Consider the following 21,185-nt stretch of genomic DNA (forward strand, 5'->3'; position numbering starts at 1 on the left):
ACGGTAGCCACGGGGGCCATGGCGGTCACGGCGGTTTCGGTGGATTCGGCGGTTTCGGCGGAGGTCAAGGTGGAATGGGTGGTAGTGGTGCCGGGGGTGGCGCCGGTGGTGCCGGAGGCGGATGTGGCGCTGGAGCCGGGGCCGGAGGTTTTTAAAAGCATGCCTCGAACACCAGAGCCGTTTGGCATCCACGTGTAAACATTTCTACTCTACAATTCTCTCTTGAACCCAGGCACGGGAATGCCCATACTCTTTAGCCAGTTCTTTGAGTGTCTTTCGGTGATAGAAATAGTCTTCAAAAAGACGGCGAGTCAATCGTCTCTGACGTCTCGAGGAGGAAAAGGTCCGGCGGCATTCAAGGCAATAGTAGCGTTGTATTCCATGGAAGTGGCCATACTTTTTTGTATGTCTCGAATCGCACTAGGGGCATTTTTTTACAAGCCATCTGTAAAAAGTCCTTTTTAAACCCCATATTACCGAAGCTCAAGCAGGTTTTTAGACACACGTTTCTTTACTTTAGGTCTAAACTTGCGAATTGGGGGCCGTAGGCCCGTGGCTGCGGCGTGCGATCAGGCTTAGAATTTGTAGCGGATGTTGGTATAGATGTATCGTCCGGGTTCGTTGAGCAGCATCGTGCTGCCGCCGGCGATGAGGGTCAAATCTTTGTAGGTATTGGAGACGGCATAGGTCTTGTCGAAGAGATTGTCAACCCCGACGGTCAACTCCAGGTGGTCGCCCCAGCTCTTTTGGGCTTTGAGGTTGACGACGCCCCAGCCGCCCAGGACCTGCTCCCCGTTTTCCGAGTCGATCTTGTCCCAGCGGCCCGATGCCTGCAGCTCGGCACGCAGGGTCCAGGTATCGGTGGGCATCCAGTTGGCACCCAGGGTGAATTTCAGAGGGGGAATCTCGGGCAGATCGGTATCGCTCTGGCCGGTGAGGGGATCTTTTTTCTTCCCTCTCAGCCAGGTGAGGCTGCTGTCGAAGTAGAGGGAGTCGCTGTAGTTGTAGCTGCCGCTGAGTTCCACGCCATAAATATAGGCGTCGGTATTCTCATAGTGATTGAGTGTGGCATTGTAGAGAATATCGTCGTTGAGGTAATTGTAGAAGCCCTTGACTCTTAGGTCGAAACGCTCATTGCTCCATTCGGCGCCCGCATCGATCTCGTAGTTGCGCACCGGGTCGAGATTGTCGTTTCCGACATCCTTCCCCTGCTTATTGCGATAATAGAGCTCTTTGGGATCGGGGACCCGCAAGGCGCTACCCACCCCGGCAAAGAGGCTCCAGCTCTCGTTGAGGTGATAAGTGGCCAGGATGTTTCCGCCCAGGCCGTCGAAGCTTCGATCCCGGTCTCCGGGACGGGGAGTGTCCACATCGAAATGGTCGTAACGCAGCCCCAGATCCCAGGTCAGAGCCCCCATAAGGTAGTGGTCTTTGAGATAGAGGCCGTAGTCTTTGGTGTCCACATCGTAGATACTGTGGCGCTTGGCAGCAGGGAAGAGTTTTCCATTTTTATAATAATTCCCATCCCAGTTGCGCACGCTGTACTCCAGGCCCCCTTCGAGGGAATGCCCACCCATCGTCCACTCGTCGACGATGGCTCCGCCGTCGACCTTGGATTGGAGCCAGTGTTTGATGATCCCTTTCTTCTTTACGGATCTCCGGTAGCGGTTGGACATAGGGTGATCGACCTTGGTATGGAAGTAGTGGAAGGTGAGTTTGTCGGAGTAACTTCCCAGGTTTCGGATGATGTATTTGCTATCAAAGAGGTCGGAGTTGTCGTAGTCGGCATCCATCGGGGTATTGGGGTAGAGTACGTCGTCACTGCGGTTGGCGGTATAGCTCAGTTCAAGCGACTGGTTGTCGGTGATGTCCCAGAAGAGTTTGCCCATCAGGGTCGATTTGGTGTAGGCTGCGAGATCCTTGTATTTGGGCTGATAAGCCATTCCTTTTTTGGCTGTGGGGTGATTGGCGATAAAGCGCATCTGCTGCCCGTAGAAGTCGTCGCCGTTACCGTCCTTGTATTGGTCGCTGGTCTCCGTGGAGAGCCCCAGGTAGAAACGCACGGTGTCGGTGCCTCCGCTCAGGGTCGTGGCGAGTTTGCGGTAGTTCCAGCGTCCCAGCCCGAGATTGAAGTCTCCTTTAAACTCTTTGGCCGGTTTGAGGGTGTGGATCTTGACCGAAGCGCCCAAGGCCCCGGGTTCGGAGACGTCGAAGGGCCCTTCGGTCACTTCGATGGTGTCGATATTGTTGGCCAGGACGTGGGAGATGGGCGGGTCCATCCGGTTGGGGCAGGCCCCGTAGAGCTGCGCCCCGTCGATGGTGACCGAGAGGTTGTCTTTTTTCAATCCCCGGACGACGATATCGTTGGCTACGGCGCTGCGGCGGACCAGGGTAACGCCGGGAACCTGCTTCGCCAATGCGGCGGCGACGTCGGCGGAGCGGATCTCTTCGCCGGCGACATCCTTGACGACGGTGGTTTCAAAGGTAGCGTTGACATCGATGGTGCCCAGATCCTCTGCCGGTTGGGCGTAGAGAAAAGCTGCCGTAAGGGCAGAGAGTGTCAGTGTGCGTCGAATCATTATCATTCCCTCCTAAAAGAATAGAGACATTATGGGATACGAGGTGTTTCAAGAGTGTTAAATCGATAAGGAAATCAAATCTTTTCTCAATCGAAAAAGATCATTTGACGGATAAATGAATCATATCTATCAAAAAACCGTCTCGACAGGCTAAAATTAACACAAATGTAACATTGTTGATCTACAATCATTTTCGATCACTATCAAAGGAGTAAAAATGAAAAAACTGTTGATGATCCTGGGGCTCGCTCTGGGAATGATGGCTGCCGCACAGGCCGAAGGAATGGGGATGCACCATATGGGAGGGATGCATCACGGCAAGATGATGCCCAAAAATTTCCGGATGGTTCCGATGGGCAAGGCACAGATCCTTCAGAAAGGTGAAGCGAAAATGTACTGCCCCAAGTGTGGGATGACCCTGCCGATGTTCTACCGCACCAACCACGCCGCCAAGGTCGATGGAAAAATGGAGCAGTTCTGCTCGATGCACTGCCTGGTCGAAGAGATCAAAAGCGGTAAAAAAGTCTCCGACATTCAAGTTGTCGACAATTCGACGCTGAAATTCATCCCTGCCGAGAAGGCCTGGTATGTGGTCGGCAGCTCCAAGCCTGCGACGATGAGCAAGGTGAGTAAATACGCTTTCGGTACCAAAGAGGCAGCGGAGAAATTCGCCAAAGAGTTCGGCGGCAAAGTAATGCCTTTTGATGCGGCGCTGAAGATGGCGGAAGCCGCTTATGACAAAGAGGCGGCGATGATCGCCAAAAAACAGGCGATGATGGCCAAAAAAGGGGAGATGATTTACAAAAAGATGTGTAAACCCGTTGACAAAAAGTTCGCGACGGCTGCCGAAGCGAAGGCTTATATCCAAGCCAATCATCTCTGTGGGGATCTGCGGGGTAAACCGCTGCAGGCTGTGGGGCTTTATCTCAAATCTCTTGGCTCCAAATAGGAGCTTCCCCGTTCTTCGGGGCTTCTCTTCTTCATTTCTTTTTTTCTTTGTTTCGCAACGAAAGAGAAAAAGAAACGAAGCAAAGAAAAAAAGAAAGTGCGAAGTACTGACGTCCGGATGAGACTGCCAGGCGATTTGATGTGAGTCATTATCCAATGCGGTATTTCAAGCTAAAATCAATATAGATTTTTTAAAGAAAGAGGATGGGTCAAATGGCAAAATTTTGGATGATCGCGCTGCTTTTTTGGCAGGTTTCGGCATTTGGTGAGGATCTCTCCGCTGTCAAATATGCCCGGATGGTGGCCAAGGGGGAGAAGATCGCCCAGAAACTTTGTGATCAAAAGAAGCTTCCAAAGGTTTCGGAAAAAATGTCGCTCAATGAGGTAGCCAGGCTCATCAAAAGCAGCGGGGCCTGTCCCCCGCTGAGCCGGAGCAAGAGGGAGGCTCTGGCTACTTTTCTCAAGGCGGGTGCTCAGGAGGCTCATACCCCAAGCGGCAAAGAGATTGTCGTTCCCAAAGGGGCCAAGTGCCCTGTCTGCGGGATGATCGTAAGCAAATATCCCAAATGGGCCGCTGAGATGGTGGTGGATGGAAAGACTTACTATTTCGACGGGGTCAAGGATATGATGAAATTCTATATCTTCGACGGGGATTTTCCCTACGACCGTAACAAGATCGAGAAGATGCTGGTGACCGACTACTATACGCTCGAAGCGATCCCGGCCAAAGAGGCTTACTATGTGATCGGCTCCAAACTCTACGGCCCGATGGGTAACGAGCTGATCCCCTTCAAAACCGAGAAAGAGGCCAAAGACTTCATCGCCGACCACGGTGGAGACCGCATCGTCCGATTCAATGAGATCACCGGGAAGATGGTGATGGGCTTGGACGGAATCGAATATAATGAGGAATGAGGAATGAGGTTAATCATTAACCATTCATTATTAACGCGCTCTAATAAGGAGTGCTTATGATCGGCCGTTTTTACTTTTTGACGGCTCTTTTGTCGCTTCTACTGATCGCTGCGCTTGCACATTTTTCGCTGTTCGACCGTGAAAATTTGTTTCAGAAACAGCGGGAGTTGGTGGCGGTGACGGACCTCGATTCGCCGGCACTGAGTGTCGAATATTTCGAGCCGAGGCTGCGACGCTTCGAACGCTCCCTCAACCCGGCCTATCCGGAATTGCTTCCGACCGACCGGCTCGATTTCGTCTATGGAGATCTCAATGGGAAATAATCCCTTTTTTCACTTCCTGACCCTCAATCTCTTTGCCGAGCGGCGCAAGCACCTGGCGGTGGTCGGGCTCTCGGTCGTGCTGATCTTTTTGTTCTCGGCGACCCTTTTTATCTCATCGTCTCTGCAAACTTCTCTGCAAAAGGCTCTCGAGAGTGAACCCGATTTCGTGGTGCAGCGGGTGCGTGGGGATCATCTGCTGCCGGTGCCCGAGGAGTGGATCGACGAGATCGCCGCGCTGCACGGAGTCAGCGCCGTGGCTCCCCGGGTCTGGGGGCGTTACTACACCGAGCCCAAAGGCAAGAGTTTTTTGATCGTGGGGATCGATTTTCTGGAGGAGCAGAGCCATCGGGCCCTTTCAAAGCTGATCGCCCAAACCGACCTGCGTAAATTTTTGAGTGGAAAATATATGATCGCCGGACCGGGAGTGCAGCGCTGGATGCAGCGCCATTTCTATAAGGAGGGCTACAACTTTCTGGCCCCCGACGGGAAGTTCATCCAGCTCAAACTCTTTGCTACTCTTCCCAAAGAGAGTTCGCTGATGGGCAACGATCTGGTGATCGTCCCCATCGAAACGGCGCGAAAGATTCTGGGATTGAAAGAGGAGCAATCCACCGACATCACCTTCAATGTCCCCAATGACAGTGAATGGCCCAATATTGAGAGTAAAGTCTCCGCGATGCATTACGATCTGCGCATCATTTCCAAAAAGGAGGTCCGCGGAGCCTACGACCGACTCTTCAATTACAAAGGAGGTTTTTTCCTGGTGCTCTTCCTCATCGTCCTGCTGGCCTTTGCCCTGATCCTCTATCAGCGCAGCAGCCAAGTCTTTTCCCAGGAGAAACGTTCCATCGGGATCCTAAGGGCTCTGGGTTGGAGTATCCGGGATGTGCTCCAGCTCAAACTGGCGGAGACGCTGAGCATCGTACTCGCCAGTTTCATTCTAGGTACGGTGGCGGCCTATTTCTATGTCTTTGTTCTGGGAGCCCCCCTGCTGCGGCAGATCTTCCTCGGGGCGTCGAACCTGCACAACGATCTGACGCTGGTTCCGGTGATCGACTTTTCGGTGCTGGCTTCGATTTTTCTGCTCTACGGCGTGAGCTTCATCGCCGCCGTGCTGATCCCCGTCTGGCGGATCGCCGTAACCGACCCCAAGGAGGCAATGTTATGATGAGTGAGGAGTTAAGAGTGAGGAATGAGGAGTTTAGGGATGCTTTTAGCACTATAGCGAGAGATCAGGCATTGGGCATTGGGCATTGGGCATTGGTAATTTTCTTTTATAACCTCTTTTTTCTAGTTACTAGTTACTTGTTACTTGTTACTCAAAATAAAATCTTCCATCTTCCATCTTCCATCCTCAATCCCTGCGACGAAGGAGCAGGAGAATGAGTGCCATCATAGAGATCCGCGGGCTCAATCGTCATTTTAAGACGGGAGAAGAGGAGTTCCACGCTCTAAAGGATATCGATCTGAGTGTAGAGCGGGGAGAGTGTGTGATCCTCCGGGGGATCAGCGGCAGCGGTAAGACCACCCTGCTGAGCATTATCGCGGGGCTTGATCATCCCAGCAGCGGGGAGCTGATCGTGGAGGGGGAGCGGATCGCCAAGCTCCCCGACCGGCACCTGAGCCGCTTCCGGGGGCGTCATATCGGAATGATCTTCCAGCACTACAACCTGATGGAGCACCTGCGGGTCAGCGATAACGTTTCGGTCCCGTTGATCCCGATGGGATTGACGATGGAGGAGGTGGATCGCAGAGTCACCGAGGCGATGGAATTGGCCAACATCGCCCACAAAGCCGATCAGAACGCCGGATACCTCTCCGGCGGGGAGAAGCAGCGTGTCGCCATCGCCCGGGCACTGGCCGCCGATCCTGAGATCATCCTCTGCGACGAGCCCACTGCCAACCTCGACCGGGCCAACGCCCGCCGTTTCCTGGAGATCCTGGCCAAACTCCACGAGTTGGGCAAAACCATCCTCATCGCCACCCACGATCCCATCTTCGAAGAGCTTCCTTTCGAGGCGAGGATGGTGGAGATGGAGAACGGAATAATAGTGGGTAGAAGGTAGTGCGTAGTGTGTAGAAGAGTCGTTGGTCGTTGGTCGTTGGTCGTTGGGAGACGTCAGGCATTAGGCATTGGGCATTGGGCACTGGGGAGCGACTTTGCCACTTTATCCGTGTTACGTGTTAGGTGTTATGTGTTAAGAAAAAAGCTTTGCAAAGCAATGCATACCGAAATTCCTCATTCCTCATTCCTCATTCCTCATTCAAAAAGAGGAGTTTGCCAATGAGCCCCGTGTTGCTCAATACGAACGTCCTCGTTTATCTTTTGAGCGAAACGGTGCTCTGGGGACTGCTGGCGATCGCCTTCGGGGTTTCGGTCCATATTTTGCTGCGCTGGGATTTCGGCAGCAGCAGCGAAGAACAGTATGCGCTGGAGCGGCGGGCTTATCTGGTGATGACGATCATTCTGGTGGCTTTTATTCTGAAGTTCCTGCTGCTGCCATTTTTTGTCTTTACTATCGACAAGCTCAGCGACCTGGTGCCGGGAGCGATGTGCGCGGCGGGGGTGATCAGCGCCAACGGCTACGGTTTGCCGCTGCTCTTTTTGAAGCTGCTGATTCTCTTTCTGCTCCTGCTCTGGATGGCGATCAACCACTACGATCTGGAGGCGAAGACCTATCCCTGGTTTCGGCTCAAGGGGTGGCTTTTTGTGCTGATCTTTGCCCTGGTGAGCGTGGAGCTTTGGATGGATTGGGCCTACTTCACCCACATCGATATTCATCTCCCCGTGAGCTGCTGTTCGGCCCTTTTCGGGCAGCTGGAGGGGGCCAATCCGCTCCCCTTCGGGCTCGATATCCCCAAGCTGCTGCTCCTTTTCTATCTGCTCTATGCCCTGATCCTTTTGACCACCCTCTCTCGGCAGTATTGGCTGGAAATAGCCGCCTATGGGCTCTTTGTGATCGTCGCCTACTATGCGGTGGTCTATTTCTTCGGCACCTATGTCTACGAGTTGCCCACCCACAAATGTCCTTTCTGTATGATGCAACGTCCCTACCACTATGTGGGCTACGCCATCTGGGGAACCCTCTTCGGCGGAGTCTTCCTGGGGCTTATCGCCGCGCTTTTGCACCTGGGGCTCAAGGTGAAGACCCGCCGTCTGGAGTGGTGGGGGCTGGGGCTTGTCAGTGCCTTTGTGCTACTAAGCACCCTCTATGTAGGGGTCTACTATCTTCGTAACGGAGTCTTGCTGTGAAAAAGCTCATACCGGTTCTGGGAACGCTGCTCTTTATCGCCATTATCGCCATTATCTTCATCTCTCTGGCCAAAAAAGAGCAGCCGGTGACCATCGTCAAAGGCAATACCGCCTTCAAACCCCTTCCCATCAAACTCAATGCTACCAACGACACCCAGTGCAAAATGCTCATCAAGAGTGAGCGCAATGCTGTGGAAGTGATCGCTCCCGACGGGCGGACCTGGTTTTTCGACGATCCGGGGTGTATGACCCTCTGGATCCAGGACAAACCCTGGAAAGACCGGGCGAAAATATGGGTCCATACCCTCGATACCAAGCGTTGGATCGATGCCCGCAAAGCCTGGTACGGTGTCAAGGACGCCACGGCGATGCACTACGGCTTTGGGGCGCGGGAGCACAAATGCCCCGATTGCATCGATTTTCACGAAATGCAGCTGCGGATGCTCCGGGGTGAAAACCTGACCAACCCCAAAATCCGTAAAAAACTTTTGGGAGTCTGAGGTGGGGGGGATCGATATCCTGGCCATCGTCACGGCAGCCTTTCTGGGGAGCTTCGGCCACTGCCTGGGGATGTGCGGCGGTATCGTCATCGCCTACAGCTCCGCCAAGATCGACAAGAGCTGGGGAAAGACCCACGAGATCATCGCCCATCTGCTCTACTCCTTCGGCCGGATCACCACCTATGTGACCCTGGGAGCGATCTTCGGAGCCATCGGTGGGGTGGCAAAATTCAACGGCTACGCCAACGGTGTGCTGACCATTGTCGCCGGGGTCTTTATGATCCTGGCGGGGCTCTCCCTTATCGGCAAGGTGGAGTTCCTGACCCGGATCGAGCATACCTTTTCCCGCAGCGGATGGTATCAGCGGGCCTTTCGCTATATTTTGCGGGATAAATCCCTCTACAGTTTCTATCTGCTTGGCTTGCTCAATGGCCTGCTGCCTTGCGGGTTGGTCTATTTTTTCGCCGTGGAAGCGGCCAGCACCGGCAGTCCACTCTGGGGGGCTTTCGTGATGCTGATCTTCGGGCTCTCTACCGTACCGGCACTCCTGGGCCTGGGGCTTTTTACGGGGCTCTTCGCCAAAAGCGATCTGCGCAAAGTGATGATCAACCTGGCGGCGCTGGTGGTGGTGCTCTACGGGCTCTATACCGTCTATCGGGGCTATGATTTCATCCGCCATCCCGATAAATCGCTGCTCAACTGCTGTGAATCGGAAGAGTCGATGCCCAAGGGGAAAACGGAGCTTCCCGACTTTAAGCCAAAACCCTTGGAAACTATTAACGGAGCAATGAGTCATTGAGAATAGAAAATGGAGAAATTTTGATCGATTGAAAGAGACTCTCGACTCTTTCCCAATAACCAATACACGAATATACCAATAGAGCAATCCTCCGAAATCTTCAACTACTTTTGCTATACTTGTGAGCATCATTTAAATTATGAGGAGCAATAAATGGCAATTCTGGATGAAGTAAAAGAGGTCGTCGTCGAGCAGCTCAACGTCAGCCCTGATGAGGTGAAGGAAGATTCCAAGTTCGTTGAAGATCTGGGAGCGGACAGCCTCGATGTTGTCGAACTGGTTATGGCCCTGGAGGAGAAATTCGATATCGAAATCCCCGATGAAGAGGCTGAAAAGATCGCAACCGTCGCCGACGCTATCAAGTTCATCGAAGAGCACAAAGCCTAAGCGACTGCCCGGCAGGGCAGACGTGTTAGATACGAAGCATCCGAGGATGTTTCGTATCTACTACGTTTATTGAGGAGCCGATGTGAGAAGAGTGGTTGTGACGGGTCTGGGAATGATCAATAGTGTCGGGCACGATAAAGAGAGTGCCTTTGAAGCGATCGTCCGCGGAGAGTGCGGGGTCGATAGGATCACCCTTTTTGACCCTGAAGCCTTCAGTGTCAAGATTGCCGCCGAAGTGAAGAATTTCGACCCCAAAACCGTGATGGACCCCAAAGAGGTCAAAAAAGCCGACCGCTTTATCCAGCTCGGCCTCAAGGCGGCGGCGGAGGCCATCGCCGATGCCGGGATCGACGATTCGGTAGAGCGGGAGCGCTTCGGCGTGAGCTGTGCCTCTGGGATCGGCGGCTTGCCTACGATTGAAAAGAACTCTGTCATCCTTCACGAGCGCGGTCCCCGTCGGATCTCTCCCTTCTTCATCCCTTCGGCTTTGGCCAATATGCTGGGAGGTTTCGTCTCCATTGCCCACACTCTCAAAGGCCCCAACCTCGGTTCCGTTACCGCTTGTGCCGCCGGAACCCATGCCATCGACGAAGCGGCCAAGACCATTATGATCGGCGGAGCGGACCGGATGCTGGTTGTCGGAGGCGAAGCGGCCATTACCGGGATCGGCGTCGGCGGATTCGCGGCGATGAAAGCCCTCTCGACTCGCAACGATGATCCGAAACACGCTTCCCGTCCCTTCGACGCGGAGCGTGACGGCTTTATTATGGGTGAGGGGGCCGGAGCCCTGGTCCTCGAAGAGTATGAGGCGGCCAAGGCTCGTGGAGCCAAGATTTACGGTGAATTGATCGGCTTCGGCGAGAGCGGCGATGCCAACCACATCACCACGCCCACGATGGACGGGCCGCTGCGGGCGATGAAGGCAGCCTATGAGATGGCCGGCCGGCCCAAGGTCGATTACGTCAATGCCCACGGTACTTCCACGCCCATCAACGACAAGAACGAGACCGCTGCGCTCAAAGAGCTTTTCGGCGGCAAAGAGAATTGCCCGCCGGTCAGCTCCACCAAGGGGCAGATCGGTCACTGTCTGGGAGCGGCTGGCTCGATCGAGGCGGTGATCTCCCTGATGGCGATGGATCGGGGCATCATCCCGCCCACCATCAACTACACCACCCCCGACGAGAACTGCGATCTGGATTATGTCCCCAACGAAGCGAGAGAAGCGCAGCTCGATGTGGTGATGAGCAACTCCTTCGGTTTCGGCGGCACCAACGGTGTCGTCATTTTCAAGCGGGTCTGAGGCGTCTCCGATGGCCACCTATCTCGATTTCGAAAAACCGATCGAAGCGATCCAAAAGGATATCGAGTCGGCCAAGGCCCGCGGGGATCAGGATGCGGTTGAGATCCTCGAAAAAGAGTTGGGGAAGGAGGTCAAAAAGACCTTCGGCTCTTTGAGTGATTATCAGAAACTCCAATTGGCCCGCCATCCCGACCGTCCCTATGCATTGGACTATGTGCGCCGGATTATGGAAAATGCCCAGGAGATCCACGGAGACCGGATGTATCGGGACGATCCGGCAATCCTCTGCTATCTGGGCTGGATCGGCGGGCAGAAGACCGTTCTCATCGGTGAGCAGAAGGGACGGGGGACCAAGCATAAACTCCGCCGAAACTTCGGAATGCCCCATCCCGAGGGGTATCGCAAAGCCCTTCGGGCCGTGAAGCTGGCGGAGAAGTTCGACATCCCCGTGCTGATGCTCATCGACACTCCGGGCGCCTATCCGGGGATCGGTGCCGAGGAGCGGGGCCAGAGCGAAGCGATCGCCAGAAACCTCTTCGAACTCTCCGGCGTCAAGGTTCCCCTCATCTCCGTCGTCATCGGCGAGGGAGGCTCTGGCGGGGCCCTGGCTATCGGCGTGGCGGACAAGCTGGCGATGATGCGCTATTCGGTCTTCGCCGTTATTTCGCCCGAAGGATGTTCCGCCATTCTCTGGAACGATCCCAGCAAGGTAGAGCAGGCGACCAAAGCCCTCAAGATCACTCCCGATGCCCTCAAAGAGTACGGTCTCATCGACGACATCATCGACGAACCCCTCATCGGTGCCCATCGGGATATGGACAGTGCCGCCGAAAAGGTCAAAGAGTACTATCTCCAGTCCGTCCGAAGCCTGCGGGAGTTGAGCAAAGAGGAGCTCGTGCAGAAGCGCTACGAGAAACTCACCTCCATCGGGGCCTACAAAGAGAATGAGTAGGTGAATGGTTAATGGTGAATGATGAATGATGAATGGTTGCGGTAAGCATCGCTTAGCGATGCTCTTGATTAAAAGACGGGGCTTTGCAGAGCAAAGCCATCCAAAATTCCTCATTCCTCATTCCTCATTCCTCATTTCGACGATGGAGTGCAACATTCAGTTGCACTCCATCGTCGACTGGATCGTCCAAACCGTCAATGCCTGGGGATATTTCGGTATCTTCGCCGCTATGTTTCTGGAGAGTTCCTTTTTCCCTTTTCCCAGTGAAGTGATTATGATCCCTGCGGGTTACCTGGCTTTCAAGGGGGAGATGAGTCTTCTTTTGGCCATCGGTGTGGGGATCGCGGGGTCGTTGGCGGGGGCGCTTTTCAATTATTGGCTGGCGATGCACTTCGGGCGGCCTTTTTTGCTGCGCTACGGTCGCTATCTCTTCCTCAAACCCGAAACTTTGGATCACTTGGAACGCTTTTTTGCCAGGCACGGAGAGATCTCTACCTTCAACGGGCGGCTGATCCCCGGAATCCGCCAGTACATCTCCCTCCCGGCGGGCTTGGCGCGGATGCCCGTAGGTCGCTTCGCTCTCTATACGGCTTTGGGGGCCGGGATCTGGGTGACGGTCCTGGGGCTGCTGGGGTATTTCCTGGGGGCTCACGAGGACCGGGTAGCGCACTACCTCCACAATGCCACGCTGCTGGCATTGGTGGGGGTAGCGGGACTAAGCCTCTTTTACTGGCTGCGGCATCGGGCCAAGGAGGAGCTGTGATTCTTGCGGATGTCGGCAATACCCACATACATATCTACGAAGAGGGCCGGGTGCTCCACCTGGAGCCGGAGGATGCGATCGAAGCTTTTGGTGATCGGATACTGTACTATATCTGTGTCGATCCCGAAGTGCGAAAAAAGATCGTGGCATTGACTTACTGGAAGGATCTGGAATCGAAGATCGATCTGCCCGGTAGCTACGAGGGGATGGGCGTGGATCGCCGGGCGCTTTGCCTGAGCCGGGACGAGGGGCTTTTTGTGGATGCCGGCAGCGCCTTGACGGTGGACAGAGTGGTCGGGGGGCGCTACGAAGGGGGAATGATCCTGCCGGGGCTGCACGCTTACCGCCGGGCCCTTGGGGAGATTTCCGAAGTTTTAGATCGGGAGCCTGACTGGAGCATTGAGTGCTCCTCCCTGCCCAAGGGGACCGCCAGGCAGCTCAGCTATGGTATCATTGCACCGATTTATCACGAGATCCTGAGGCTCAGAGAGGGCTTAACCCTCTACATCACCGGAGGGGACGGCCGGATCGTCGCTTCCTGGTTCGACGACACTCTTTACGACGAAACTTTGGTCTTTCAGGGAATGATGAAAGCCCTTGTTTCAGTTAATGGTTAAAAGTTAACAGTGAATAGTTTTGGATGTGTTGCGATGCAACACTTTCATTGAAATGGAGACAATATATGATTATTGAAAAAAAAGTTTTGCGAAGCAAAACCAACCACAATTCCTCATTCCTCATTCCTCATTCCTCATTCGCTAGAGAAGGGGAGCGGCTATGCTGACCATCGCATTACCCAAGGGGCGGATCGCCGAGGAGACTCTGGCCATCTTTTCCCAACTTTTCGGAGAGGGATTTGAGTTTGAGAGTCGCAAGCTAATCCTGGAGACGGGCGGGTTCCGTTTCCTCAATGTCCGAAACCAGGATGTGCCTACTTATGTGGAATACGGCGCGGCGGATCTGGGGGTCGTGGGACTCGATGTGATTACCGAAAAGCAACTCGATATCGTGGATCTGCTGGATCTGGGACTGGGGCGCTGCAAAGTCGCCATCGGCATCCCCGATGACCAGGAGCTCGACTGGAGCCGCCCCGATATCCGGGTGGCGACCAAGATGGTCAACATCGCCAAAAACTATTTCGCCTCCAAAGCCGTCGGCGTGGAAGTGATCAAACTCTACGGCTCCATCGAGCTGGCCCCGCTCGTTGGATTGGCCGACGCCATCGTCGATATCGTGGAGACCGGGACTACGATGCGGGAAAACGGCCTCAAGGTCGCCGAAGATATTATGGACTCCTCCGCCCATCTCATCGCCAACAAAAATAGCTTTTATGCCAAAAAAGAGGAGATTCTCGATCTCTACGGCAAGATCAAGGCGGTGATCGATAGCAAGAGTGCGTAGATAAATGAACGAGGAGTGAGGAATGAGGAATGAGGAATGAAGAACCGAAAAACAAAATCTCTCAATACTCAATCTTCAATGTTCCAGTGACTAATCCTATAAAATTGAAACATTGAAAATGACAGAACCTAACCCCTCCGAAGCCCTGGACCTCTATGCCAAAGTTGAAGACCTCCTGGGGGTCAAAGAGGCGGCTCCCCGGCTCTATGCCCATTATCTGCTGGCCCTGCAGTCGCTGGAATTCGGTTCTCTGCTGGATGTGGGGTGCGGGAGCGGGGATTTTCTCAAGGCGATGCAGGGGGCCTTTCCCGAGGCGGAATTCTCCGGCATCGACCTGAGCCCCGAGATGGTCCGTCGGGCCCGCAAGCAGGGGGTGGAGGCTCACTGCAGTGATCTTTGTGAGCTGCCGGGGCGTTATGATGTGATTACCTGTGTCTTCGATATGCTCAACTACCTCTCCGATGAGGAGTTGGTCCCTTTCCTCCATTGCCTCAAAGAACGGCTCAACCCTAACGGGGTCCTTCTATGCGATCTCAATACCTTATACGGTTTTGAAGAGGTGGCGGTAGGGGCTTTCGTCGCGGAGGATGAGGGGCGGTTTGTTGCCATCGAGAGTGAATTCGAAGCGGGCATTTACCGGGCCGATTTTACCCTGTTTGAAAAAGAGGGGGCTTGCTGGCGCAAATCTGAGGGGACCATCCGGCAATATTATCGCAGCCCCGAAAAGATCGCCGAAGTGCTGGGAGCGGAGATTCTGCTGCGTGATCCTGTCTCTCTCTACACCGAGACCCCCGACAAACTTTTCCTGGCGTTCGCTCCCAGGCCCTAACGGCCCCTATGCTACAATCAAAGAAAAAAAGTGTATGCCGTGGCCTATGATTTGACCAAGAAGCTTGTCGTCGCCATCTCATCCCGCGCCCTTTTCGATCTCGAAGAGGAGAATCGACTCTTTGAAGAGCAGGGGATCGAAGAGTATTATCGATATCAGATCAGCCGTGAAAACAGCATCCTCAAACCGGGCACGGCTTTTGGCTTCGTCAAAAACCTTCTGCGCCTCAATACCCATTTCGACGAGCCGATCATCGAAGTGATCGTCCTCTCGCGTAACAATGCCGCCACGGGACTGCGTATCCGAAAATCGATCGAGCACTACGGATTGGCCATCGAACGGGCAGGGTGGACCGCCGGGGATTCCATCAGCCGCTATCTGGGGGCCTTGGATGTCAATCTCTTCCTCTCAGCCCACGAAACCGATGTGCAAGAGGCGGTCAATGCCGGGGTAGCCGCGGCGCGCATCCTGCCCAAAAAATACGAAGCCAAGGAGCGGGAGGATGTGCGTATCGCCTTTGACGGGGATGCGGTGCTCTTCTCCGACGCTTCGGAGCGTATCTACAAGGAGCAGGGTTTGGAAGCCTTTTTGGAGCACGAGCGTCTCAACGCCCAAAAGCCCCTGCCTGAAGGCCCCTTCGCCAAACTGTTGAAGGTCATTTCCCAGATCCAGGCGCGCTTCCCCATCGAGCGGGCTCCGATCCGCACGGCGCTGATCACGGCCCGGAACTTCTCCACCTTTGAGCGGGTGATCCGCACCTTCGATGCCTGGGATGTCCGGATGGACGAAGCCTTCTTCCTCGGCGGAGTGGAAAAGCGGCGGGTAGTGGAAGCCTTTGATGCGGATATCTTCTTCGACGATCAGGATGTGCATCTGGAGGGCACCAGCCTCAAAACCCCCAGCGCCAAGGTCCCCTATATCAAGAGTGATGACCCCGAGACCGAGGAGGCGGCCCGTGGATAAGAAAGACCGGATCTTTCAGGCCCCTCCGGCGAAAAAGTTCGAATTCGATGAAACGGTCGCCGCGGTCTTCGACGATATGATCGACCGCTCCGTGCCCTATTACCGTGAAGTGCTGGAATTGATCGTGGGCCTGATCCTGGCCCGAGGGCAGGAGGAGCTTCGGGTCCTGGACCTGGGGACCTCTACGGCGCGGCTTTTGCTGGAGCTGCGTAACGCCTCCGAGCTTCCTTTGCGGCTGCGGGGCATCGACAATTCCCCGGCGATGATCGAACGGGCCAGGAAAAAGTGCGCCGCTTTCGGTGCGGAAGAGATCGAACTGATCGAGGGGGATCTGCGGGAGTTTCCCATCGAGGGGGAGGATGTGGTGGTGGCCAACTACACACTGCAGTTTATCCGCCCCCTGGAGCGGCCGGCTCTGGTGCGCCGCATCTACGAGGGGCTCAACGAGGGGGGCGAATTCTATTTCTCCGAAAAGGTGGTCTTCGAAGACCGGCACCTGGACAAGGCGATGATCGACATTTACTACGGGTATAAGCGCCGCCAGGGCTACAGCGAATATGAGATCGCCGCCAAGCGGGAAGCCCTGGAGAATGTTCTGATCCCCTTTACGATCGAGGAGAATATCCGTCTCTGCAAGGAAGCGGGATTTTCCCGTGTCGATACTATTTTTCAGTGGGCCAATTTCGTCACATTCCGGGCCAAAAAAGTCTGATTTTCTCTCAACCCCCATTTGATGGCATATATTTTTTAATAGGAGTTTTTCACCGGTTATTCACATAGTGAATAAATTGCCCTTTTCATCAAAAAGGAAAGTTTTTCTTTTATACATTGTGTGACAAACTAAGTGAATATCGAGTGAAAAAGCACTTGGAATACCTAAAGAAAAGTGCCGAAAAACGGTCGTTTCAGCCCTTGCGATCACCCGCAGTCACCTCCCGCTGACCCAAGGCGGGAGTTGTGGGGAAAGATGGGAGAGTTTGGGTATAATCTTTGCCAAAATTCACGAATTGTTCACACGTGTCACAGGAAGGAATGTCTATGAGTTGGAGTCCAAAGAGTTGGAGAGAATTCCCCATCAAGCAGCAACCCACCTACGAGGATCAGGAGCTTCTCAAATCGGTCGAAGAGGAGCTCTCCCATTACCCGCCGCTGATCTTTGCGGGGGAGGCGCGCAATCTCAAGTCGGATCTTGCCAGAGTCGGGCGGGGGGAAGCCTTTATCGTCCAGGGAGGTGACTGTGCCGAGAGTTTTGCCGCCTTCAATGCCGATACCATCAAAAACCTCTTCAAACTGATCCTGCAAATGTCGGTGGTGATGACCTACTCCAGCGGCAAGCCCGTGGTCAAGATCGGCCGGGTGGCTGGCCAGTTCGCCAAACCCCGGTCCAGTGATTTCGAAGAGAGAGACGGCGTCAAACTCCCCAGCTACCGCGGAGACATCATCAACGACATCGAGTTCAGCCAAGAGGCGCGCAAGCCCGATCCCCGCCGGATGCTCCGCGCCTACTACCAGTCGGCGGCCACGATGAACCTGCTGCGGGCCTTCTCCCGCGGCGGTTTGGCGGATCTGAACAAAGTACATCAGTGGAACCTCGACTTTATCAAGGATCACCCTCTGGGCAAACGCTATGAAGAGCTGAGCAATCAGATCGACAAGGCGATGAAATTCCTGGCCGCCGCCGGGATCAATTCCCAGACGGCACCTCAACTGCGCCAAACCCAGGTCTACACTTCCCACGAGGCGCTGCTACTTAATTACGAAGAGGCGCTGACCCGGATCGACAGCCTCACCGACGAGTGGTACAACACTTCCGCCCATATGCTCTGGATCGGGGACCGTACCCGCAATCTCGACGGGGCCCATATCGAGTATTTCCGGGGGATCAAAAACCCCATCGGCTGCAAAGTCGGCCCCAGTATGCAGCCCGATGAGCTGATCGAGCTCATCGATGCCCTCAATCCCGAGAATGAAGAGGGGCGGCTCAATCTGATCGTTCGTATGGGAGCCGACAAAATCAGCGAACTCTATCCGCCTCTGCTGCAAGCGGTCAAAGAGGCGGGTAAAAATGTCGTCTGGACCATCGATCCGATGCACGGAAACGTCGAGAAGACGGGTACCGGATTCAAAACCCGCGATTTCGACAACATCCTCTCCGAAGTGCGCCAATTTTTCGAAATTCATCAGAAAGAGGGGACCGTCGCCGGGGGAATCCACCTGGAGATGACCGGAGAAGATGTCACCGAGTGCACCGGAAGTACCTCCTGCCCCATCACCGAAGAGAAGCTAGGTGACCGTTACCATACCCAGTGTGACCCCCGCCTCAACGCCAACCAGGCTCTGGAACTTGCCTTTATGATCGGGGAAGAGTTTTAAGGGCGTTAAGCGTTGAGTGAAGGAATTAGACGTCTGATGTTTGACCTTTTTTTTGTCGTTGGTCGTTAGTCGGTGGTCGTTGGATTTAGGCGCTTTTCCTACTTTGTAATTCATCGCTCTAAACTGAGAGACCTGACTTCAGTTGCTCGGTTGTTCGGTTCCTCATTCCTCATTCCTCATTTTTTATAACGATCTCAAAATAGTTTTCCCCTTTTTCGTGCCGATAGCGTAGATCCATTCCGTGGAGATCGAGAATGCTTTTGATGATGTAGAGCCCCAGGCCCAGTCCTCCTTCGGAGGCGTGGAAGGGGGTGAAATACTCTTCCAAAGGGTGGGGGAGGGGTTTTCCCCGGTTGGAGACGACGATCGTCGGGGCTTTGATCAGGATATCGGCGTGCCGGTCGGGGGAGTATTTGACGGCGTTGTCGATGAGGTTTTTGAGCGCCAGGGTCAGCAGCTCGAAATCGGCCTGGAGGGTGAAGTCTTTGGCGATGACGGTATGCAGGTATTTGGCGGGGTCGTCGAGCATCAGCAGGTCGATGCTCCCTTCGAGGATGTCGCTGGCTTTGTAGCGGTGGAAATCGGGTTGGAAATTGCGTGAAGTGATCTGTTCGACCTTGGCGAACTCGTCGATGAGGAGGTTGAGCCGTTCGAAGATGGCGTGGAAGCGGGCTTTGCGTTTGGGATCGTCGATCATCTCCGAGAGGAGCCTCCCTTTGGCGATGGGGGTCTTGAGCTCGTGCATAATGGCCCGAAGCAGAAGCTGGCGGGAGCGCATAAGGTCCCGGATGCGCCCGACCGCCTGGTCGAAGGCATTGGCCACGGCGGCGATCTCGTCCTCCCGGTCGCTGTGGCAGTGGATGTCGAGGTCCCCTTCGGAGAAGCGGAGGATCTTTTCCCTGAGTTCACTCAGAGGTTGAATCGAACGGATCATCCAGAAATAGAGAAGAATGAGCAGCGCGAGGGCTCCGGCGAAGGCGAGGGCCAGCTCTACAGGGAAACGGGGTTTGTTGAGGTTTTCCAGGATCAGCTTGAATCGGTCGTTGTTGATGAGGATGTAACGGTGGAGCCGGATGTTGGCGACGGCGAAATCTTTCTTTTTTCCTTTTTTGACGATCTCTTTATAGAGTTTGAGGTTTTTCCCGCCCACATCCACGACCCGGATATTCTGGGAAGCGAGGTAGTCCCGGTCGATGGTCCCGTATTTGAGGTAATAGAGATAGAGGTAGTGGATGTTGGCCCGCTCCTGCATTTGGATCTCGGCGAAGGAACGGTCGACGGAACGTTTCCACAGCACGGCAAAAAGGAAGATGAGCAGGATCATCGCGATGGAGAAGACCAGGTCGATCTTGGCCCGCAGGGAAGTGATGCGAAAGCGTTTAAACAAGCTTGTAGCCCACACCCCGGACGGCCTGGATCGCTTTGGGATCTCCCAGCTTTGCCCGGATTTTGCTGATGATTACGTCGAGGCTCTTTTGGGAACTGTCGCTCATGACCCTGGATTGGTTGATGAGCTGTTCTCTTGAGAGGGCCATACCCTGCTTGCGGATGAGCTGGGAGAGAATATCGAACTCCGCCGGAGTGAGCTGGAGCGCTTTGCCCTGATAGTAGATCGTATCGCCGCGGATCTCGTAGGGGCTTGGGGGAATGTTCTGGGGTTGGGCGCCTTTGTTGTAGCGGCGAAGCAGGGAGAGGATCCGGGCGTGGAGTTCCTTGGGGTCGTAGGGCTTGGGGAGGTAGTCGTCGGCTCCGATATGGAGGCTCTTGACCTTGTCCTCCACATCGTTTCTCGCCGAGGAGATGATAATGGGAATGCGGTATTTGCGCACCACCTCTTCACAGACCTCCAGGCCGTCCATACCGGGGAGAGTCAGATCCAGCAGCAGCAGATCGTAGTTTTGTACGCCGGCGCTGACCCCCAAAAAGGGATCTTCGTAGTTGGTCACCTGCATATTGAACTGTGCCAAATATTCACTGACCAGCTCCGCAAACTCCGGGTCGTCTTCGATCATCAAAATTTTGATAGGTTTCTCTTGAGCCTGTTCCATAGATTTATTCTATCGGCTACAGTTTAATTCAAAGCAAACAATCGATGTGGAAGAGCCGTTAGTTGATTTATATTGAGCCAATACATCGGATATAAGGTCTTATCTCTCGGGAGAGTTGGGCTCAGTTTCTCCCATCGGGTTTACAGCATCCCCAAAAGTGCGACGAGGAGTACCAGCGGCGTGACGATGAGTCCGACCTTCATATACTCTCCCCAGCCGATCTTGAGCCCTTTTTTTGCCAGGACATAGAGCCAGAGCAGGGTGGCGAGGAAGGAGCCGAAATCAATATATCTTGAAATATATGATAAAATCACTCGATAATTTCCAAGGAGTCCCCGTGAGTCAAAAAAAACGCGTTCTCATCCTCTGCACCGGTAACAGTTGCCGCTCGGTTATGGCAGAAGCCCTGATCAATGCGAAATTGAATGATTGCGTCGAAGCCGAAAGTTCGGGTGTGGCTGCTACCGGACGGGTCAATCCCGTTGCCCAGGCTCTGCTGGAGCGTGAGGGGATCTGGCGTCCCGAGTATCACTCCAAAACCCTGGATGAAGTGATCGACCGTCCCTTCGATCTGATCGTTACTGTCTGCGACAATGCCAAAGAGACTTGCCCGATGTTCCCCGGAAAGGTCAAGACGATCCATATAGGTTTCGAAGACCCCAGCGGAAAAGAAGAAGCGGAGTATGAGAAGACCCTGAGACTTCTCGAAAAAGAGTTGCTCTCGGTAGTGGAACGGGAACTGTGTCAGGGGGAACAGGATAAATAATTTTCCTCTTTTTCCCGGATCGATTGTCGGGGAAAAGAGAGGGAACCTTCTTCGGAAATGCCTGGTAGAGGCAGAAGATGAATCAC

At 54.3% G+C, this 21,185-nt stretch carries 25 protein-coding genes and 1 pseudogene; 21 read left to right on the plus strand and 5 right to left on the minus strand.

What is annotated here, in order from left to right:
* Window positions 1-18 precede the first annotated feature (18 nt).
* Window positions 19-198 carry a hypothetical protein gene (locus NITSA_RS11695; protein ID WP_042203621.1) on the plus strand — a complete coding sequence of 60 codons (180 nt, stop codon included), beginning with the start codon at window positions 19-21 and terminating at the stop codon, window positions 196-198.
* Between the two features lie 6 nt (window positions 199-204).
* On the opposite strand, the pseudogene NITSA_RS11755 reads toward NITSA_RS11695, so the two are convergent.
* Both NITSA_RS11755 and NITSA_RS02620 read right to left on the minus strand, forming a co-directional pair.
* Window positions 205-408 (minus strand): annotated as a pseudogene (locus NITSA_RS11755) (IS1/IS1595 family N-terminal zinc-binding domain-containing protein); the annotation flags it as partial.
* Between the two features lie 167 nt (window positions 409-575).
* On the minus strand, window positions 576-2,579 hold the full coding sequence (locus NITSA_RS02620; RefSeq protein ID WP_013553479.1) for a TonB-dependent receptor: 2,004 nt from the start codon (window positions 2,577-2,579) through the stop codon (window positions 576-578).
* Between the two features lie 217 nt (window positions 2,580-2,796).
* On the opposite strand from NITSA_RS02620, the gene NITSA_RS02625 reads away from it, so the two are divergent.
* The 19 genes from NITSA_RS02625 to NITSA_RS02715 all read left to right on the plus strand — a co-directional run bounded on the left by NITSA_RS02625 (window position 2,797) and on the right by NITSA_RS02715 (window position 18,285).
* Window positions 2,797-3,528, plus strand: coding sequence for a nitrous oxide reductase accessory protein NosL (locus NITSA_RS02625; protein WP_013553480.1), 732 nt, complete (start codon window positions 2,797-2,799; stop codon window positions 3,526-3,528).
* A 212-nt stretch (window positions 3,529-3,740) separates the two neighbouring features.
* Complete coding sequence (locus NITSA_RS02630) at window positions 3,741-4,442, plus strand: nitrous oxide reductase accessory protein NosL (RefSeq protein ID WP_013553481.1); 702 nt, start codon at window positions 3,741-3,743, stop codon at window positions 4,440-4,442.
* A 56-nt stretch (window positions 4,443-4,498) separates the two neighbouring features.
* On the plus strand, window positions 4,499-4,765 hold the full coding sequence (locus NITSA_RS02635; protein ID WP_013553482.1) for a hypothetical protein: 267 nt from the start codon (window positions 4,499-4,501) through the stop codon (window positions 4,763-4,765).
* Window positions 4,755-5,933, plus strand: coding sequence for an ABC transporter permease (locus tag NITSA_RS02640; RefSeq protein ID WP_013553483.1), 1,179 nt, complete (start codon window positions 4,755-4,757; stop codon window positions 5,931-5,933). The genes NITSA_RS02635 and NITSA_RS02640 overlap by 11 nt, the downstream gene beginning before the upstream one ends.
* Entirely contained in the window at window positions 5,930-6,151 is a 222-nt protein-coding gene (locus NITSA_RS02645; protein ID WP_013553484.1) for a hypothetical protein, read from the plus strand. Before NITSA_RS02640 ends, NITSA_RS02645 begins: the two co-directional genes overlap by 4 nt.
* Entirely contained in the window at window positions 6,148-6,831 is a 684-nt protein-coding gene (locus NITSA_RS02650; protein WP_013553485.1) for an ABC transporter ATP-binding protein, read from the plus strand. The genes NITSA_RS02645 and NITSA_RS02650 overlap by 4 nt, the downstream gene beginning before the upstream one ends.
* A gap of 218 nt (window positions 6,832-7,049) precedes the next feature.
* The gene (locus tag NITSA_RS02655; RefSeq protein ID WP_013553486.1) at window positions 7,050-8,018 is read left to right on the plus strand and encodes a hypothetical protein; all 969 of its coding nucleotides are present in this window, start codon (window positions 7,050-7,052) and stop codon (window positions 8,016-8,018) included.
* The gene (locus NITSA_RS02660) at window positions 8,015-8,518 is read left to right on the plus strand and encodes a hypothetical protein (RefSeq protein WP_013553487.1); all 504 of its coding nucleotides are present in this window, start codon (window positions 8,015-8,017) and stop codon (window positions 8,516-8,518) included. Before NITSA_RS02655 ends, NITSA_RS02660 begins: the two co-directional genes overlap by 4 nt.
* A 1-nt stretch (window position 8,519) precedes the next feature.
* Window positions 8,520-9,317 carry a sulfite exporter TauE/SafE family protein gene (locus NITSA_RS02665; RefSeq protein ID WP_013553488.1) on the plus strand — a complete coding sequence of 266 codons (798 nt, stop codon included), beginning with the start codon at window positions 8,520-8,522 and terminating at the stop codon, window positions 9,315-9,317.
* 153 nt (window positions 9,318-9,470) lie between these two features.
* Window positions 9,471-9,704 (plus strand): acyl carrier protein, encoded by a 234-nt coding sequence (acpP, locus tag NITSA_RS02670; protein ID WP_013553489.1) that lies wholly within the window; start codon window positions 9,471-9,473, stop codon window positions 9,702-9,704.
* Window positions 9,705-9,786: 82 nt separating this feature from the next.
* Complete coding sequence (locus NITSA_RS02675; protein ID WP_013553490.1) at window positions 9,787-11,004, plus strand: beta-ketoacyl-ACP synthase II; 1,218 nt, start codon at window positions 9,787-9,789, stop codon at window positions 11,002-11,004.
* 10 nt (window positions 11,005-11,014) lie between these two features.
* Window positions 11,015-11,956 (plus strand): acetyl-CoA carboxylase carboxyl transferase subunit alpha, encoded by a 942-nt coding sequence (gene accA, locus NITSA_RS02680; protein WP_013553491.1) that lies wholly within the window; start codon window positions 11,015-11,017, stop codon window positions 11,954-11,956.
* Between the two features lie 142 nt (window positions 11,957-12,098).
* Window positions 12,099-12,719, plus strand: coding sequence for a DedA family protein (locus tag NITSA_RS02685; protein WP_013553492.1), 621 nt, complete (start codon window positions 12,099-12,101; stop codon window positions 12,717-12,719).
* Window positions 12,716-13,336 carry a type III pantothenate kinase gene (locus NITSA_RS02690; protein WP_013553493.1) on the plus strand — a complete coding sequence of 207 codons (621 nt, stop codon included), beginning with the start codon at window positions 12,716-12,718 and terminating at the stop codon, window positions 13,334-13,336. The genes NITSA_RS02685 and NITSA_RS02690 overlap by 4 nt, the downstream gene beginning before the upstream one ends.
* A gap of 160 nt (window positions 13,337-13,496) precedes the next feature.
* Entirely contained in the window at window positions 13,497-14,120 is a 624-nt protein-coding gene (hisG, locus tag NITSA_RS02695) for an ATP phosphoribosyltransferase (RefSeq protein ID WP_013553494.1), read from the plus strand.
* A 118-nt stretch (window positions 14,121-14,238) separates the two neighbouring features.
* Window positions 14,239-14,949, plus strand: a complete 711-nt coding sequence (locus NITSA_RS02700) for a class I SAM-dependent methyltransferase (protein WP_013553495.1) — start codon at window positions 14,239-14,241, stop codon at window positions 14,947-14,949.
* A gap of 39 nt (window positions 14,950-14,988) precedes the next feature.
* On the plus strand, window positions 14,989-15,912 hold the full coding sequence (locus NITSA_RS02705) for a 5'-nucleotidase (protein ID WP_013553496.1): 924 nt from the start codon (window positions 14,989-14,991) through the stop codon (window positions 15,910-15,912).
* On the plus strand, window positions 15,878-16,624 hold the full coding sequence (gene cmoA, locus NITSA_RS02710) for a carboxy-S-adenosyl-L-methionine synthase CmoA (protein WP_042203625.1): 747 nt from the start codon (window positions 15,878-15,880) through the stop codon (window positions 16,622-16,624). Before NITSA_RS02705 ends, cmoA begins: the two co-directional genes overlap by 35 nt.
* A gap of 326 nt (window positions 16,625-16,950) precedes the next feature.
* Window positions 16,951-18,285: a class II 3-deoxy-7-phosphoheptulonate synthase gene (locus NITSA_RS02715; RefSeq protein ID WP_013553498.1), complete on the plus strand. Its 1,335-nt coding sequence runs from the start codon at window positions 16,951-16,953 to the stop codon at window positions 18,283-18,285.
* A gap of 169 nt (window positions 18,286-18,454) precedes the next feature.
* Here NITSA_RS02715 and NITSA_RS02720 read toward each other — a convergent pair whose 3' ends face one another.
* From NITSA_RS02720 to NITSA_RS11050, 3 genes are all read right to left on the minus strand, one after another.
* Window positions 18,455-19,672, minus strand: coding sequence for an ArsS family sensor histidine kinase (locus NITSA_RS02720; RefSeq protein ID WP_245526310.1), 1,218 nt, complete (start codon window positions 19,670-19,672; stop codon window positions 18,455-18,457).
* Window positions 19,665-20,333: a response regulator transcription factor gene (locus NITSA_RS02725; RefSeq protein ID WP_013553500.1), complete on the minus strand. Its 669-nt coding sequence runs from the start codon at window positions 20,331-20,333 to the stop codon at window positions 19,665-19,667. Before NITSA_RS02725 ends, NITSA_RS02720 begins: the two co-directional genes overlap by 8 nt.
* Before the next feature lie 140 nt (window positions 20,334-20,473).
* Entirely contained in the window at window positions 20,474-20,647 is a 174-nt protein-coding gene (locus tag NITSA_RS11050) for an ArsB/NhaD family transporter (RefSeq protein WP_281031818.1), read from the minus strand.
* Window positions 20,648-20,670: 23 nt separating this feature from the next.
* Here NITSA_RS11050 and NITSA_RS02730 point away from each other — a divergent pair, with 23 nt between their 5' ends.
* A complete protein-coding gene (locus tag NITSA_RS02730) occupies window positions 20,671-21,099 on the plus strand; it encodes an arsenate reductase ArsC (protein WP_013553501.1) in 429 nt (142 codons plus the stop codon).
* Window positions 21,100-21,185 lie beyond the last annotated feature (86 nt).

The sequence above is a fragment of the Nitratifractor salsuginis DSM 16511 genome (assembly GCF_000186245.1).
In the GTDB taxonomy this organism is placed as follows: Bacteria; Campylobacterota; Campylobacteria; order Campylobacterales; family Sulfurovaceae; genus Nitratifractor; species Nitratifractor salsuginis.

Excerpts from the sequence above, each read along its gene's own strand:
- NITSA_RS02645 (WP_013553484.1), top strand. The coding sequence starts at position 5,930 with ATGATGAGTGAGGAGTTAAGAGTGAGGAATGAGGAGTTTAGGGATGCT.
- acpP (WP_013553489.1), top strand. The coding sequence starts at position 9,471 with ATGGCAATTCTGGATGAAGTAAAAGAGGTCGTCGTCGAGCAGCTCAAC.
- cmoA (WP_042203625.1), top strand. The coding sequence starts at position 15,878 with ATGACCCCGAGACCGAGGAGGCGGCCCGTGGATAAGAAAGACCGGATC.
- NITSA_RS02635 (WP_013553482.1), top strand. The coding sequence starts at position 4,499 with ATGATCGGCCGTTTTTACTTTTTGACGGCTCTTTTGTCGCTTCTACTG.
- NITSA_RS02715 (WP_013553498.1), top strand. The coding sequence starts at position 16,951 with ATGAGTTGGAGTCCAAAGAGTTGGAGAGAATTCCCCATCAAGCAGCAA.
- NITSA_RS02725 (WP_013553500.1), bottom strand. The coding sequence starts at position 20,333 with ATGGAACAGGCTCAAGAGAAACCTATCAAAATTTTGATGATCGAAGAC.
- NITSA_RS02700 (WP_013553495.1), top strand. The coding sequence starts at position 14,239 with ATGACAGAACCTAACCCCTCCGAAGCCCTGGACCTCTATGCCAAAGTT.
- NITSA_RS02655 (WP_013553486.1), top strand. The coding sequence starts at position 7,050 with ATGAGCCCCGTGTTGCTCAATACGAACGTCCTCGTTTATCTTTTGAGC.
- NITSA_RS02625 (WP_013553480.1), top strand. The coding sequence starts at position 2,797 with ATGAAAAAACTGTTGATGATCCTGGGGCTCGCTCTGGGAATGATGGCT.
- NITSA_RS11695 (WP_042203621.1), top strand. The coding sequence starts at position 19 with ATGGCGGTCACGGCGGTTTCGGTGGATTCGGCGGTTTCGGCGGAGGTC.
- hisG (WP_013553494.1), top strand. The coding sequence starts at position 13,497 with ATGCTGACCATCGCATTACCCAAGGGGCGGATCGCCGAGGAGACTCTG.
- NITSA_RS02685 (WP_013553492.1), top strand. The coding sequence starts at position 12,099 with ATGGAGTGCAACATTCAGTTGCACTCCATCGTCGACTGGATCGTCCAA.
- NITSA_RS02650 (WP_013553485.1), top strand. The coding sequence starts at position 6,148 with ATGAGTGCCATCATAGAGATCCGCGGGCTCAATCGTCATTTTAAGACG.
- accA (WP_013553491.1), top strand. The coding sequence starts at position 11,015 with ATGGCCACCTATCTCGATTTCGAAAAACCGATCGAAGCGATCCAAAAG.
- NITSA_RS02620 (WP_013553479.1), bottom strand. The coding sequence starts at position 2,579 with ATGATTCGACGCACACTGACACTCTCTGCCCTTACGGCAGCTTTTCTC.
- NITSA_RS02630 (WP_013553481.1), top strand. The coding sequence starts at position 3,741 with ATGGCAAAATTTTGGATGATCGCGCTGCTTTTTTGGCAGGTTTCGGCA.
- NITSA_RS02640 (WP_013553483.1), top strand. The coding sequence starts at position 4,755 with ATGGGAAATAATCCCTTTTTTCACTTCCTGACCCTCAATCTCTTTGCC.